This window comes from Arthrobacter sp. 10T416, assembly GCF_056394165.1.
Window position 1 is genome coordinate 22,518 of the sequence record NZ_JBFTHI010000012.1, and the last position, 13,649, is coordinate 36,166.

General features: G+C 62.4%; 13 protein-coding genes. 9 read left to right on the forward strand and 4 right to left on the reverse strand.

The window, feature by feature from the left end; translation table 11 throughout:
- Both AC1DBE_RS12765 and AC1DBE_RS12770 read left to right on the forward strand, forming a co-directional pair.
- Window positions 1-471, forward strand: coding sequence for an ABC-three component system middle component 2 (locus AC1DBE_RS12765; RefSeq protein WP_476970755.1), 471 nt, complete (start codon window positions 1-3; stop codon window positions 469-471).
- Window positions 468-2,282, forward strand: coding sequence for an AAA family ATPase (locus AC1DBE_RS12770; RefSeq protein WP_476970756.1), 1,815 nt, complete (start codon window positions 468-470; stop codon window positions 2,280-2,282). Before AC1DBE_RS12765 ends, AC1DBE_RS12770 begins: the two co-directional genes overlap by 4 nt.
- Before the next feature lie 366 nt (window positions 2,283-2,648).
- On the opposite strand, the gene AC1DBE_RS12775 is transcribed toward AC1DBE_RS12770, so the two are convergent.
- The 4 genes from AC1DBE_RS12775 to AC1DBE_RS12790 form a co-directional block, all read right to left on the reverse strand.
- Complete coding sequence (locus tag AC1DBE_RS12775) at window positions 2,649-3,992, reverse strand: ParB/RepB/Spo0J family partition protein (protein ID WP_476970757.1); 1,344 nt, start codon at window positions 3,990-3,992, stop codon at window positions 2,649-2,651.
- A 335-nt stretch (window positions 3,993-4,327) separates the two neighbouring features.
- Window positions 4,328-4,756 carry a hypothetical protein gene (locus tag AC1DBE_RS12780; protein ID WP_476970758.1) on the reverse strand — a complete coding sequence of 143 codons (429 nt, stop codon included), beginning with the start codon at window positions 4,754-4,756 and terminating at the stop codon, window positions 4,328-4,330.
- A 330-nt stretch (window positions 4,757-5,086) separates the two neighbouring features.
- On the reverse strand, window positions 5,087-6,121 hold the full coding sequence (locus AC1DBE_RS12785) for a hypothetical protein (protein WP_476970759.1): 1,035 nt from the start codon (window positions 6,119-6,121) through the stop codon (window positions 5,087-5,089).
- A gap of 93 nt (window positions 6,122-6,214) precedes the next feature.
- Window positions 6,215-7,426, reverse strand: coding sequence for an IS110 family RNA-guided transposase (locus tag AC1DBE_RS12790; RefSeq protein WP_476970760.1), 1,212 nt, complete (start codon window positions 7,424-7,426; stop codon window positions 6,215-6,217).
- A 494-nt stretch (window positions 7,427-7,920) separates the two neighbouring features.
- Between AC1DBE_RS12790 and AC1DBE_RS12795 the strand changes: the two genes are divergently transcribed.
- The 7 genes from AC1DBE_RS12795 to AC1DBE_RS12825 all read left to right on the forward strand — a co-directional run bounded on the left by AC1DBE_RS12795 (window position 7,921) and on the right by AC1DBE_RS12825 (window position 13,639).
- Window positions 7,921-9,201: an IS110 family RNA-guided transposase gene (locus tag AC1DBE_RS12795; RefSeq protein ID WP_476970761.1), complete on the forward strand. Its 1,281-nt coding sequence runs from the start codon at window positions 7,921-7,923 to the stop codon at window positions 9,199-9,201.
- A gap of 10 nt (window positions 9,202-9,211) precedes the next feature.
- A complete protein-coding gene (locus AC1DBE_RS12800; protein WP_476970762.1) occupies window positions 9,212-9,634 on the forward strand; it encodes an ArsR/SmtB family transcription factor in 423 nt (140 codons plus the stop codon).
- A complete protein-coding gene (locus tag AC1DBE_RS12805; RefSeq protein ID WP_284987857.1) occupies window positions 9,627-10,100 on the forward strand; it encodes an SRPBCC family protein in 474 nt (157 codons plus the stop codon). Before AC1DBE_RS12800 ends, AC1DBE_RS12805 begins: the two co-directional genes overlap by 8 nt.
- Window positions 10,097-10,912, forward strand: a complete 816-nt coding sequence (locus tag AC1DBE_RS12810) for an alpha/beta fold hydrolase (protein ID WP_476970763.1) — start codon at window positions 10,097-10,099, stop codon at window positions 10,910-10,912. The genes AC1DBE_RS12805 and AC1DBE_RS12810 overlap by 4 nt, the downstream gene beginning before the upstream one ends.
- 51 nt (window positions 10,913-10,963) lie before the next feature.
- Entirely contained in the window at window positions 10,964-11,677 is a 714-nt protein-coding gene (locus AC1DBE_RS12815; protein ID WP_284987855.1) for a DUF998 domain-containing protein, read from the forward strand.
- A 342-nt stretch (window positions 11,678-12,019) separates the two neighbouring features.
- The gene (locus AC1DBE_RS12820; protein WP_476970764.1) at window positions 12,020-12,259 is read left to right on the forward strand and encodes a hypothetical protein; all 240 of its coding nucleotides are present in this window, start codon (window positions 12,020-12,022) and stop codon (window positions 12,257-12,259) included.
- An 885-nt stretch (window positions 12,260-13,144) separates the two neighbouring features.
- Window positions 13,145-13,639, forward strand: a complete 495-nt coding sequence (locus tag AC1DBE_RS12825; protein WP_476970765.1) for an FBP domain-containing protein — start codon at window positions 13,145-13,147, stop codon at window positions 13,637-13,639.
- The last annotated feature ends 10 nt before the right edge of the window (window positions 13,640-13,649 follow it).

The window sequence follows — 13,649 nt, forward strand, 5'->3', positions numbered from 1 at the left end:
ATGCTCCTCTTCAACGGTCCTGTAGAGGTCGGGATCCGAGCGGTGATCCTCCTCAACGCAGTATTTCCTCAATCGCTCGATCTGAATCGAATCAGCATTTTGGACCACTGGACATTACACAGTGGCATGATCAGTGATCTCCCAAGTGTTCATCCAGATCGAACTAACTCACTCGGTGAACTCGGGCTGAAAAGAGGCTCTATTGAGCAGGGTCTTCAACTAATGCGTAGCGCCGGCATGGTCTCCTTCATCGCTTCTGCAGAGGGACTTTCGTATCGAGCAACCGAAGAGGCTGCAGGCTTCCTTGGACTCATGGAGGCTCCCTTGGTCGCTGCACTGGGGACACGCGCCGAATGGGCAGCAAATCATTTCGCCGAACTCACTGATACGCAGGCCAACCAGTGGATGCTATCGCCGCTGCATGGTGTCGAAGATCCAGGAAAAGGAAAAGTATGGCCTCCCCTCGCATGAAGCTCCGGCACCTCACTTTCCTTGGGCGAGGCGTGGATCCGGCAAGTATTGACTTCAATGATCGCCTTACGGTCATAGTAGGACCGTCTGACACCGGCAAATCATTCATTCTTGACAGCATCAACTATGCGCTCGGTGGCAAGGAGCTCCGCAGCATCCCCGAAGTCGAGGGCTATACCCATCTACTGCTGGGTTTCAGTGTCGACGGGACAAACGCCACCTTGCTTCGCCCGCTCTCCGGCGGAAAGTTCGAGCTCTATAAGAGTGACGTAAGGGACTTTCCTACATCGCCTGCGGACCGAGTGCTGAAACCAGTACACAACGCAGAGAAGGAAGACAACCTTTCTAATTATCTGCTTACGGAGCTAGGCTTCGGTGGCCGCAGAGTCCGGACGAACGCAAAAAATACCACCCGCGGGTTGAGTTTCCGGGACCTCGTTCAGCTATGTGTGATCTCCGAGGGGAGCATTCAGGCGGAGGCGGCGCCGGCCCTCACCGGGCAGCGCACGAGTGCGACTGTTGAAAAGTCAGTGCTGAAGCTTTTGCTAGAGGACGAGGACGACGGCGCTCTGGTCGAGGCTCCATCCCAGGCCGAAGAAAAGCTGAGCCGAGGCAAGTCTGCCCTTCTGGATCAGATTGTGGCGAAGCTTTCCAGCGAGATCTCCGATCTACCTAGCGATGCCAGCCAACAGCTCATTCGCCTGAACACCTCAATCGCAGAGCACTACGATTCCATCCAAGAGAAGGTCGCGGAGCGCGATGCGGTTCTCAATGAGCGCGAGATCATTAGAGCTGATCTGTCCCGGCATGAGGAAAGGTTCGCAGAACTGGAGGAGCTTGCGGCCCGATTTGGCTTGTTGAGCAACCAATACCACTCTGACATTCAACGTCTCGAAATGGTTGCGGAGGGGGGCACGCTTCTCGGCCTTTTCGAGCCTGAGATCTGTATGCTCTGCGGGGCACAAAAAGAGCATCAGCAGCACGGGCCAGGGGACGTTTCCGGGGCCGAAATGCTTAGAGAGGCAGCCGTCGCAGAGATGGCAAAGACAGCGGGTCTGTTGCTCGATCTTGACGCAACCATAGAGTCAATGGCTTCCGAGAGGCGGGACACGCAGCAAACCATCTACGCCGCCAGGCAAGCCGTTGGAGAGCTCGGAGCCAAGGTCTTCGAGCTCGATAGAAACTTATCGCCCAAGAAGAAAGATCTCCTTGAGCTAACCGCTGCCAAAAGCAGAATCGAGCGCGCGCTTTCCGCCCAGGAGCAAATACGAAGCGTTGAGAGCCTGCGAAGCACCATCGAACTCGCTGCTACGAAGCCGGCTGGAAGCGCAGACGCGGGTAGCGATGAAGAGAAGCGTGAACTTGCAGCCTTGATCGCCGAGATCCTCAACGATTGGGGCATGGCAGGAACTAACACAGCACGCTTGGACGAGGGGGCTGAGCTGGTCGTAGATGGACGACCCCGGAGCTCAAGGGGTAAGGGCACCAGGGCGCTGCTCCATTCCGCGTTCTCACTCGCGCTAGCAAGCTTCTGCATGCGCAAAGACCAGCCGCATCCCGGGTTCGTAGTGCTGGATTCCCCTTTGGTCACCTACCGACAACCGGATCCAGGTGAAGATGAAACCATCCCCGAGTCCGTCTCCGATTCCTTCTACCGCTATCTGGCAACGAAATTTAAAGGACAGTCCATCGTCTTGGAAAACCAGGACCCCCCCGCGGACGTCTTTGGAGACACGACCATCATCACATTCACAAAGAGAGAAGGTCAGGGAAGATACGGCATGTTCCCAAGCGCACAAGGCCGTCCGTAACCCGTGTTTAAACGACAGCAGAGCCGGCACATCGTGCCGGCTCTGCTTGGTTTCCCTTGGGCAAAGGAAATCTGTGGTTCAGCTTAGCTGAACGGGTTTTGGTGCTGCCGTGGCCTGGTACCTCGTTGTTCCTGGTCGCGCGGCTAGTGAATGGCCAGCTGGCGTGGTCGCGCCTAGTGGCGGTCCGTCGCTGGTGAGTGGCTGCTGTGGTTCGCCCTGGGCGGCGGACCGCCCGACCTGCGAAAGGTTCGGCGCCCTGTTGGGGTCAGTGGCCGGGCAGTTGCGAAGGGGAATCCAGCCGCCCGGCCTTCCACCCTTTCGGGTGGAAGGGCCTGGCTTCCGCATTGGGGGTTTCAGTTACCCGGCCTATTCGCCCTCGGTGGTGTGTTTGTCAATGATGATCTGCTCGACAGCGCTGGCGGTGTACCCCCATTGGGTGAGCTGGTTCAGGTAGTCGAAGTGACGCTTCTCAGCGGAGCGCCATGAGTCTTTCTGGATGGTCTTCTCGTACCCTGCGCAGATCAGGGCGATCAGGGAGAAGTCGGGGCGGGCGGTGGTTTTGGCGGTGTGGTCCCGGAGCGGGTTCCAGCCCCACCGGTCGGTGTCCTCTCCTGTCTTGGCTCCGAGCATTTCGGTGGCGACCTTGCCGTCGTAGCCGCTGGCGGTTTCGGAGTGGTGGGTGATGGCGTGGACGGTGAAGTACTGCCAGCCCTTCGGCGCGGTCTTCCGTGAGAGCAGCGTCTTCACGAACTCGCGCCTAACCGTGGTCGCGCTTTCCATCTCGCGGTTGTTCGCGATCAGGGTCTTCCGTTCGGCTTTCTGGTCCTCAGTCATCGGGCCTTTCTGGGCCTGGGTGCCGCCGTCGTAGCGTGCGTAGCGCGTAGTGAAGCCCAGGTCTTTCCAGCCGGTGATGACGGGGTTGGCGGTGTGCTGGCCCCGGTAGTCGGTGCTGATCTTGTAGGCGTTGGCGTCCTCGTCGGTGGCCGGTTCCCCGTCGGCACGCTTGGCGGAGCTGACATAAAGGTTTTCTTCGTCGGCGTTGTGTCCGGCGTCCTCCACGATGGTCTTGCCCTCTGCCTCGAGCTCGGCGATGAGGGTGGCGAGGGCGGCGGCGCGGTCGCGGCGGTCCCGGAGCATCTGCGCGACGTGCAGGAGCTGGTCGGGTTCGTCGGCGATCACGGACTCCAATTCCTCGGTCGCTTCCTCGTCGCCCTCAAACTCGGCCATGATGAGCGCTTCGTCGATGGTGTACCCCTTGCCCAGGGCGGCGGCTCCGGCGTCGGAGGCTTTGGCCTTCAGCGCGCCCTCGACCGTGGTTTTGGTCCGGCCGGTCTTCTTGGCGATCGCGGCGGCCGACACGCCGATCAGGGACAGCTGGTGGTAGGCGTCTGCTTCGTCCGCTTCGGTCAGCTCGGCCCGCTGGATGTTCTCCACGACCTGGGTCACGATGCGTTCGGCTTCCTCGGGGGACTCGATGATCATCACCGGAATCTGGGGCCGGGCGGCTTCGACGGCGGCGCGGGTGCGGCGCTGTCCCATCAGGACGTGCACGGTGCCGTCTTCCTTGCGGTGGGCGATCACCGGTTCCATCACGCCGTGTTCTTTGATGCTGGCGATGAAGTCCGGGGTCAGGGCTGCGTCTTTGCGGACGTTGATGTCGACAGTCAGGGTGGCCGGGTCGAGCATTTCGAGGGTGGGGTTGGTGGTCATGGTGTTGCTCCTTTTGCAGAGGATCCGGTGGGTGGGGTGCGGTTGGTGACCGGCCAGCTTCCCCTCTCCCCCCGTTGTTTTTTGGCTGCTGGCGGAGCTTGCGGAGCTGTGTCCGACGGAGGCCTGTCTACCGGAGGCAAGGGGCAGGAAATTCCCGGAGGAAATAAGCGACGAAGGAGCGCCGCGGGGACATTTCCTGCACCGCAGGCCCCGGAGGAACGGAGGGGCTAGACGGGCTGGAGCGGGCACGTACGATCCGAAGGAATCTCAATGATGTTGTCAACGGATGTTGGCGGGTGTCCCGGCCAGCGTCGGCCGGGACACCCGGGGTGTTTCTAGTCCGTCCAGCCGGGGTAAGGCTTCCGGTCGATGTGCGGCAGTTCGACGGCAGTGGCAGGGAGGTTGTCCGGGCCGTCGGACTGGCCCGAGGCCCAGTGGAAGAACACCTCGGCGGTGATCGCTTCGAAGAAGGCGTCCTGGGACCGGAACCAGTAGGTGGCGGTGTCGCCTTCGACGTAGGTGCCGTAGCCGAACAGTTCCCCGTTTTCGTCGCGGGTGCGGGCGACGGCGAGGATGATGTAGGGCCAGGCTCCGGCGTCCCAGCCCTCGCTTCCCCAGTTCGGCAGGACCGACCAGTCGGTGCCCTCGAGGGTGTCCATCCAGTCGTACCCGTCCCCGGCCCGGTCGTCGGCGGGAAGGACCGGGGCAGTGACAGGTTCGGCAGTGTCGGCCGTTGTCGTGCTGGTCTTGGTTTGTGTGTTCATTGGGTGATGCTCCGTTTCGCTCGGGCGGGGCGGGCGCGGAAAGTACCGGCTTCCCTCTCCCCCACCATGTTTTTGCCTGCTGGCGGAGCATCGCGTAGCTGTGCCCGACGGAGCCGGGGCACCCCGCAGGGCAAGCAGCGGGTGGGTTGTGGGAGGAAATAAGCGCAGCGCCGAGCGCAACGCGTTGGGTGCGCCGCCGTCCGCAGGACGGTTGCGCCGGTGGAGCGGGCGCGTAGGATCCAACGGACAGCAGCAAAAAAGAAGAGAAGAATGCTTGTACTGCCCGAGCCCAGCGAGGCCCTTTTCGTTCGCCTCGCGTGGCCTTAGTGTCTACAATTTGGTGGCGTTGCCCGTCCATGTGCGCGGTTGGGATTCGTTGCTGTACCACTCTGCGGGGGCCGTGCCGGGACGGAGAACGTCATTGAGCCAGTAGGTCTCGTCAGGGTTCCATCCTGCGAGGACTGTGCCGGACTGACCGACGGGAAGGTATCTCCCGGCGGTCGTTAGGTAGCCGGCGACGGTGAGGTGAACGCCGTCGTAGTCGGCGGCGACGGCTGACCAGTCAGGCATGAGCCAGGGCCCTTCCACCCTTGTTGTTCGCCACCAGTCGTGGCGCTTAGCAAGGCTGACGTCCAAGGGGTAGCGGGCCACAAGAGACGTCCACGACGTCGGCTCCGATATCTCGTAAATGCGCGACCCTGAGGCCGGTTCGAGCGGCCAGACCATGGCGCTCTTCCACCCGAGGCTGTCTTCGACCAGGACCAGCTTGATGGCCCCCAGGCCGGTGATGCTTCTGGTGGTTGTCACCAGGTCGGACAGGGCCGGCGTGGACCACCATCGTCCGCTCCAAAGGGCTGCGGGGTCCCTTGGGCGGTCAGCTGCCTGACGTTCGTCGGCGACAGTCGAGGCCTTCCAGCGGGCGAGCTGTTCGGCGGCACCGGTGAGGCTTGGAGGTGGCAGCCGGTGTTCATCAGTCCATTGCACGAAACATTGCCGGTCCAGAGCCACCGAGCTTGGGCGCAACCATGCCGCCAATGAACCTGACAGCGAAGTGGCAACGGGGCCGAGCGCCGTCAGCACGGGACGGCGCGTGAGGAGCTGATCGGTCTCGTCGGGTTCCTGCCAATAACGGGCAGAATCAACTGCATCCGCGAGTCCGGTCAGCAGCTCCGAGCTTCCAGAAGATTCAGCCACCGCCAGGGCATCAGCGCTGCCGAGAGCGCGGACCAGTTCATCCATCAGCCTGTTATCACCGGGAGACATGGCGGCTCCAAACGCCAACGTCCAAATCTCCGGTCGGGCAGCCGTGAGAACACCCAAGCAGAACCGCCGTCCTCGCGGACCAATCAACAGGTCCTCAGCCATGGCCACACCCCCTGACCAGAGCATACAAGGCGGGCGCCAGCCCGGACCTCGGCCGTCGGCACTGAAAAGCGGATTCTCCGAACGCGTCCTATGTTAGGCGGCCAGTGGCGGCGCCGGCGTCGGCACGGGTACCGGCGTATATAGGGTTCCGTCGCGGAGCATGGCCCAGAGGACGTTGAGGCGACGCCTGGCGAGGGCGAGCATGGCTTGGATGTGGGTTTTGCCTTCGGTGCGTTTTCGGTCGTAGTAGGTCCGGGAGGCAGGGCAGCTTTTCAGGGCCGAAAGCCCGGAGAGGTAGAAGACGCGCAGGAGCCTGCGGTCATAGCGGCGTGGCCGATGATGGTTGCCACTGATCCTGCCGGAATCGCGGGGCGCGGGTGCGAGGCCTGCCACGCCGGCGAAACGGTCCGCGGTTTCGTAAACGGTGAGGTCTCCGCCTGTGGCCCCGAGGAACTCGGCTGCGAGAACGGGGCCGAAGCCGGGCATGCTCAGCAGCACCTGCGTGTGCCGGTGTTCCGTGACTGTCTCGCTGATCAGAGCATCGAGATCGGTCAGCTCTTCGTTCAGCGTCAGAATTTCTCTCGCCAGAGCGGCGACGATCCTCTCCCCCATCTGCTGGGCCGGAACGATCGTGTGCTGGGATTTGGCGGCCTCGACCGCGGTTGCCGCTACGGCAGCCGAGGACCGGGTCCCTTGCTTCTTCAGCCAGGCGTGGATCCTGGCCTGCCCTGCGCGGCGGATCCCGTCGGGCGTCCGGTGTTTGGTTAGCAGTGTCAGGGCCGCCTTGGAGCGGCTGTAGTCGAAGGCCCTTTCCAGCGCGGGGAAATATTCGAGCAGTTGGGCCTGCAGGCGGTTGATTGCCCGGGTGCGGTCCGCGGATTTGTCGGCCCGCCTCGCGGTGAGGATCCGCAGCCCCGTGCTGATCTCGTCCCCAGCCCGCAGGGATTGCAGGTCGGTTCGCATCCGGGCCTGGTCGGCAATGACGGCCGCGTCCTTGGCGTCGGTTTTACCTTCGCCGCGATAGATCTTGGAGGCGTGGTGCACGGTGCGGCCGGGAATGTAAAGGATGTCCTGGCCGTGTCCGATGAGCAGGGCGATGAGCAGCGCCGGGCCGCCGTGGTTCAGGTCGGTCGCCCAAACTACCGGCTCCCCGCCTGCCAGCTCCAGAACACTGGCCAAAAGCTCCAGCAGCGCAGGTTCATCATTCGGGATTCGCTGGGAGAGCAGGCGGCTTCCGTCGGCGTCGATCACGACGCAGTGATGGTGGGCTTTGCCGGCGTCAATGCCGGCCCATAGGTGCACCAAGAACAGCCTCCAGTCTGTCGGTATGGGGTAGAGCCCAGCAGATAACCGCGCCGTCGTGTCCTTATCCGGCGATCACGTCGCGTCTCTCAATCAGCGGTCGGGTCATCGCGGGGTGGCGGGCGGCCAATCCTTCGAAGCCGTCACGAGATCGTCCGGCACAGCAGCCAAAGCCATACCCTCCTCCCCTGGGTAGCCACGACCCTACAATGGCCGCGGAACTGAGCCCGGTAACAACATAAGGACAGCATCCAAAAAAGCGGTAATACTGGAACAGTCCTTGAGCCGGCGTGACCCAGCCAAAAATTGACGTACCAGGCGGCACTGTCTTCCCGACGATCTGTCCGCCGGCTCAAGGTCCGTTAAAAGGGGTGTCGAGCCAGGCGGACATGACCTCATAGGAGCCTGATACGACCAGTCCCATTACCGTTTTGTCTGCCCACCTGGCCCGCGCCCGATCAATCAGCATTCGACGCGACTGAGGGGCAATTTCCATCTTGGCAAGCGAACCAATAAAAGTCATCGCGGGTATCGACACCCACGCCGACACACACCACGTAGCCGTGATCAACGAACACGGCAAACCCCTTGCAGACAGGGAATTCCTGGCCGTGGGATCCGGATACCGGAAAATCATCGACTTCATCACTTCCTACGGCACAGTCGTAGCGGTCGGGGTCGAAGGAACAGGCTCCTACGGTGCCGAACTCGCCCGAACTCTTCGGGGTGAAGGGCTCACCGTGCTGGAGGTAAACCGCCCGAACCGGGCCGCCCGTCGTCTCAAAGGGAAGTCCGACCCGTTGGATGCCTACCAGGCCGCCAAGTCGGTGCTCGAGGGGCGGACGAAGGCGATCCCTAAGGCTAAAGACGGCCCAGTGGAATGCCTGCGGATCGTACGTTCCGGGCGCGCATCAGCCATCAAGGCCCGTACCGCGGCGATCAACCAGATCAAGGCGCTTCTCGTTTCAGCCCCGGACAAGATCCGGGCGAAATACCGGGCGCTGGCCACCTCAGCGCTGATTCCTGCCCTGCAGCGCACGAGACCGTCCGGGCATATGGCTGACCCCGAGTACGTGACCCTCATGACGCTTAAGGCGTTGGCAGCCCGATGCCAAGCGCTGGGAACGGAAATCGAGGCTGCTGACGCGGTACTCAAGGAAATCCTGGACAGCTATGCTCCGATGCTTTGTGATCTCCCAGGAGTCGGGACCGAAGTGGCCAGCCAGTTGTTGATCACCTTCGGGGACAATCCGGACCGGCTGGGGAACGAGGCCCAGTTCGCTTCGCTCGTCGGGGTCGCCCCGGTGCCAGCCTCATCGGGCAAGACCACCCGCCACCGGCTCAGCAGGGGCGGCGACCGCAGCGCCAATAATGCCTTGCACCAGGTTGTTCTGGTGCGCATGGGCTCGTGTCAACGGACCAAGGAGTACGTGGCTAAACGCACGTCAGAGGGCAAGAGTAAACGCGAAATTATGCGCTGCCTCAAACGCTACGCAGCCAGGGAAATCTATCGTCAGATCACCAATCCCCGGCCCGCACCCGACAACTCCGACCTCCGCCGCAGGCGGACAGACCTCGGCATGACCTTAACGACCGTCGCCGGCGAACTTGGTCAATGGGTTTCCATCATTTCGCGTCTGGAACGCGGACATATCCGCAACGATGCCCTGGCCGGCGCCTACCGGAAATGGCTCATCGACCAGGCCGAAATGCCACGCCGCACACCTCCGACGACAGCTGCAGCAAGGACAAATGCGTTACCGGGCGCCGTTAGCTGAGACTCAAGGCTTGACGCTTTACTCAAACCAGACTTACTCTAAAACCATAAAGTTATATAACGACAAGGTTATGGTTTTGATGGTTGATGAATTGAGTGCCGTGTTCGCGGCGTTGGCCGATCCGACTCGGCGGGCTATTCTGCAGCGGCTCGCTGACGGTGACGCGCAGGTGTCCGACCTCGCGGCGCCTTTCAGGATCAGCCAACCGGCGATTTCGAGGCATTTGAAGGTATTGGAAAATGCTGGCCTGATCTCCCGGAACCGGGTAGCGACTGCCCGGTTCAGTCATCTGGAGCCCGACCGGCTTAAGGAAGCGAGCGAGTACATGGAGCGGTACAAGAAGTTTTGGGGTGAGTCCTTCGACAAACTCGACGGCGCGCTGGCCTCGTTTCAGCACGACACCCCACCTACGGGAAAGGGCCGAGATGTCTGAGGGGCGCCAGCAGGAAGTCACAGAACACGATGTTTTCATTTCCCGCTCTTTCGCCGCCCCCAGGGACACAGTATGGCGGTTCTGGACCGAACCCCAACTCCTCGCCTCATGGTTCGGGCCTGAAGGAGTTCACGTACCCGTGGACAGCATCATCGTGGAGCTCGTGGAGCAGGGCCGGTGGGAGTTGACCATGGTCGACAACGCTACCGGGGCCGGCCACCCCATCCGGGGGCGCATCACCGCCTTTCAGGCACCGGAATCCCTCGAGATTCAACTGACAGCGCTGACCGAGGCTGGGCCCGTGGACGACGTCGTGCTGCGGCTTCAGTTCCACGATCACGGCGACCGGACGCGCATGACCCTCCATCAAGGCCCGTTCACCGACGAGATCCGGGACATGACCCACGCCGGATGGATACTGTCCTTCACCAAACTCGACACCCTCCTCGAAAGGCCCACAGCATGAAAACCAGCGCCGCCCAAAGCCAGGTCACCCAGATCACCTCAGCGGACGGAACCCCCATCTCCGTCGAACACATCGGCTCCGGCCCCTCCCTGGTCCTGGTTGACGGCGCCTTCTGCGGCCGGTCCTTCGGCCCGGCGCGGGCCCTGGCCACCACGCTGGCCGACTCCTTCACCGTGTACTTCTACGACCGTCGCGGCCGCGGCGACAGCGGTGATACACGGCCCTACTCCGTGGAACGCGAAATCGAAGACCTAGCCGCCGTCATCACCCATGCGGGCGGAGACCCCTACGTCTATGGCATCTCCTCCGGTGCGGCCCTCGCCCTCGAAGCAGCAGCGGCGGGTATCCCGATGCACAAGCTCGCCACCTACGAGGCCCCCTACACGGGAATCGGGAACGTCGACGGAACGCCCGTCGACCACGCCGGGCACCTGAACTCACTGCTCGCCCAAAACAAGCGCGGCGCGATGGTCTCCTACTTCTTGGTCAAGATGATTGGCGTCCCTGCATTTGTGCCCCTCATGCTGCGCCTCATGCCAAAGATCTGGAAGAGCCAAAAGGACGCCGCCAACACCCTCCCCAATGAAATTGCCGTTACCAACAACTTCACCGCACCCACCGGCCGGTTCGCCAAAATCACGGTGCCGACCCTTGTCATGGTCGGTGGAAAAGCCGCCCCGGTCATGACCTCAGCTCAAGCAACAACAGCCGCCGCGATCCCCCAGGCCCTTCACCGCACCCTCGAGGGCCAAACACACCAAGTCTCAGACGCAGCAATGGCAGCCGAACTCCGCGGGTTCTTCACCAACTGACCCGTTGACCACTCTCACCAAATTCATTTCGCCCACAGACCGGAATAGACCATGCCCAAAATCAGCTATCAGACCGAACATCAGGGATCCCAACGACGCCCGCCCGCCTCCTCTGCCACGCGGGTATTGCTGGCCTGTGGCATCACCGCCGGCCCCCTATACCTTCTGGTCAGCTATGCCCAGGCGTTTCTTCGCCCGGGCTTCGACGCGGCACATAACGACCTCAGCGTCCTAGCCAACGGCGACCTAGGCTGGATACAAACCACAAACCTGATCCTCACCGGCGCCCTAACCCTCCTGACCGCCGTCGGATTCCGTCGCGCACTCAACCCCGGACGAGGAGCCACCTGGGGGCCGGTTCTCGTCGGAATCTACGGTGCCGGATTAGTGGGTGCGGGGATTTTCACCGCCGATCCCATGAACGGATTCCCTCAAGGCGCACCTCCCGGACCCCCTACCTCCGGGTCCCTCCACGGGTTTCTTCACTTCGTTACCGCAGGGATTGGCTTTGCCGCCTTCATCGCTGCCTGCTGCGTTATGGCCCGCCGGTTCTACACATCCGAAAACCGGAGGCTCGGAGCATTCTCCCTTGCTACCGGAATCCTCTTTCTCGCCGCCTTCGTCGGCATTGCCAGCGGGTCAACGTCAGCCGTCATCGTTCTTAGCTTCACAGCAGCCGTAGTCCTCGCTTGGACCTGGCTGGCAATAACGGCCGCCCACCTACGACGCAGCCAACCCCTGCCTCCCACCGTCCGCACCAGCTGAGCGAGCCAACCACTAAAAAGCACGATCAACAGCAATTTGACGACTATAGGAGCATCGTCGAAGACGTGGGAAAGGGCCAGGGATCCCGGAACTCGGCGACGGAAGCCCTGGACCCAACAGCCGGCCGCGCCAGCGGACGCCCGAATAGGTGCGAGCCCTGCGAGGCCCCTCTGGTTTAGTACCGGAACCCTCGCTCCAGGTCGAATCCGGCGCGGGGTGGTCTCATCCTGGTCATCCTGAAGCCGGGCGTGGCGAGCCCTGTTGACCGTGGGGGGCTGGCAGGTGATGCTGAGGGCACTTCGGTGACCAGGGGGATCATGGGAGTGCACAAGGGGGGATTGGATGCTGACCTACATTCGCGAGCGGCAAGAAGCGCTGGGAGCTACTCCGGGGCGGCGCGTCTACAACTATGCCTCTGGTGCCATGATCCTTGTCCTCATGGGGTTGGTTTTTGCGGGCCTGGCACCTCAGTCGATTTTCTGGATCGTGTTCCCGGCGTCTGTCGCCCTGGACTTGGTCCTCACCAGAGGATGGATCAGAGAAGATGCGCTCAGGGCTCACCGGGCCGGGCAGGCTCAGTAAAATTGCTGTGCCCCCGTCAGTGTGATCGGCGTCCGACGGAAATGTGTTCCTACAGACAAGCCGTGTGAGAGGCTTGCCTTCGAAAAAGCTCACACTGGGGGAAACGCATTGGACATTGTTTTGATAATTGTCAGACTGGCGGCGGTCGCTGTGCCGGTAGTTCTCGCTGTACTGGCCCTGTACTGGATCATTCGCCTCGGAGTAAAGCACGGGTTGCGCTCATACGAGACGGAAAGGGCCCGGCACTCGGACACTGTGGTCTAAGCGCTTCAAGTCGGCTCTCGGCTGCGGGCTCCTGTACCAGCTCCTCGCCCATACAGCCCAGACCATCCCTTGCCCCTGCTTAGATCATGCGGCGCTTGTAGGAGAGGAATCAGGCGACGAACAACGTAAACACCAGGGCCAGGGATCCCGGAGCCCTGCGACGGAAGCCGTGGACCCAACAGCCGGCCGCGCCAGCGGACGCCAGGGCCGCCTAGGTCCGGGCTTCCACCCCCGGGCGCTTCAACGCGAAGCGCCCAGGTTCCCGGCAGGGACCCCGAAACTGGACAGGCGTCACGTGGATTTGCAAGGATGGCCGGACCGGGCCGATCGGACCCGGTTCGGTGAATTTCCGGGACGAATGTCTCCGTGATGGACGAGGGGAAGTGAGCATGCGCATCAAAACGATGTCTGCTGCCACAGTCAGCGGGGTGGCCGGCATGGCCTGCTTCGCGGCCGCGCACCCGCCAGCCTCCACCGGACCGTCCGCCGTCGCCGCGGACTGATTTCACCGGAAGTACCCGGTAACACCCGGAATCACAGGCTGGCATTTCCATGCCCCAGACCGCCCCGGCGCGCCATCAGGCCCCGGGACGGAACCATCCGATGCCGAAAGATTCCGTCATGCAGAAACTCACGCCCCAGCAGATCCGCTCGTCCTTCGTGAACGCGAGCCGCTCCGAAGCGGCCAAACTCAACCTTCCCGCGAACTTCGACTCCCTCGACTGGGACAGCCTTGAATTCCTTGGCTGGCGCGACGGGAAAATGCCGCTGCGCGGCTACCTGGTGCTGCCGGGCCCGAACGGTCCGACGGGGATCATGCTCCGGGCCCCGGAGGGCGGCGCCAAGAAGAACCGTTCAGTCCTGTGCGAGCTGTGCCGGGACATCTTCTCCAAGGATGACGTCGTCCTCTGGGTGGCGAAGCGGTCCGGCCAGTCGGGCCGCAACGGGAACACGGTCGGCACGTTGATCTGCGCCGAGTTCGGGTGCTGCCGCAATGTCCGGGTGGAACCGCCGGCCAACGAGATCAACCCCGACCCGGCCGCCGTCGTGCTCCGGCAAATCGAGGGCCTGGCTGAGCGGACCTCCAGGTTCCTGGACCGCGTCCAGGGGAAGTAACGCATCAGCT

Coding starts and splice junctions, on each gene's coding strand:
- AC1DBE_RS12765 (WP_476970755.1), top strand. CDS start 1: ATGCTCCTCTTCAACGGTCCTGTAGAGGTCGGGATCCGAGCGGTGATC.
- AC1DBE_RS12770 (WP_476970756.1), top strand. CDS start 468: ATGAAGCTCCGGCACCTCACTTTCCTTGGGCGAGGCGTGGATCCGGCA.
- AC1DBE_RS12775 (WP_476970757.1), bottom strand. CDS start 3,992: ATGACCACCAACCCCACCCTCGAAATGCTCGACCCGGCCACCCTGACT.
- AC1DBE_RS12780 (WP_476970758.1), bottom strand. CDS start 4,756: ATGAACACACAAACCAAGACCAGCACGACAACGGCCGACACTGCCGAA.
- AC1DBE_RS12785 (WP_476970759.1), bottom strand. CDS start 6,121: ATGGCTGAGGACCTGTTGATTGGTCCGCGAGGACGGCGGTTCTGCTTG.
- AC1DBE_RS12805 (WP_284987857.1), top strand. CDS start 9,627: ATGTCTGAGGGGCGCCAGCAGGAAGTCACAGAACACGATGTTTTCATT.
- AC1DBE_RS12810 (WP_476970763.1), top strand. CDS start 10,097: ATGAAAACCAGCGCCGCCCAAAGCCAGGTCACCCAGATCACCTCAGCG.
- AC1DBE_RS12815 (WP_284987855.1), top strand. CDS start 10,964: ATGCCCAAAATCAGCTATCAGACCGAACATCAGGGATCCCAACGACGC.
- AC1DBE_RS12820 (WP_476970764.1), top strand. CDS start 12,020: ATGCTGACCTACATTCGCGAGCGGCAAGAAGCGCTGGGAGCTACTCCG.
- AC1DBE_RS12825 (WP_476970765.1), top strand. CDS start 13,145: ATGCAGAAACTCACGCCCCAGCAGATCCGCTCGTCCTTCGTGAACGCG.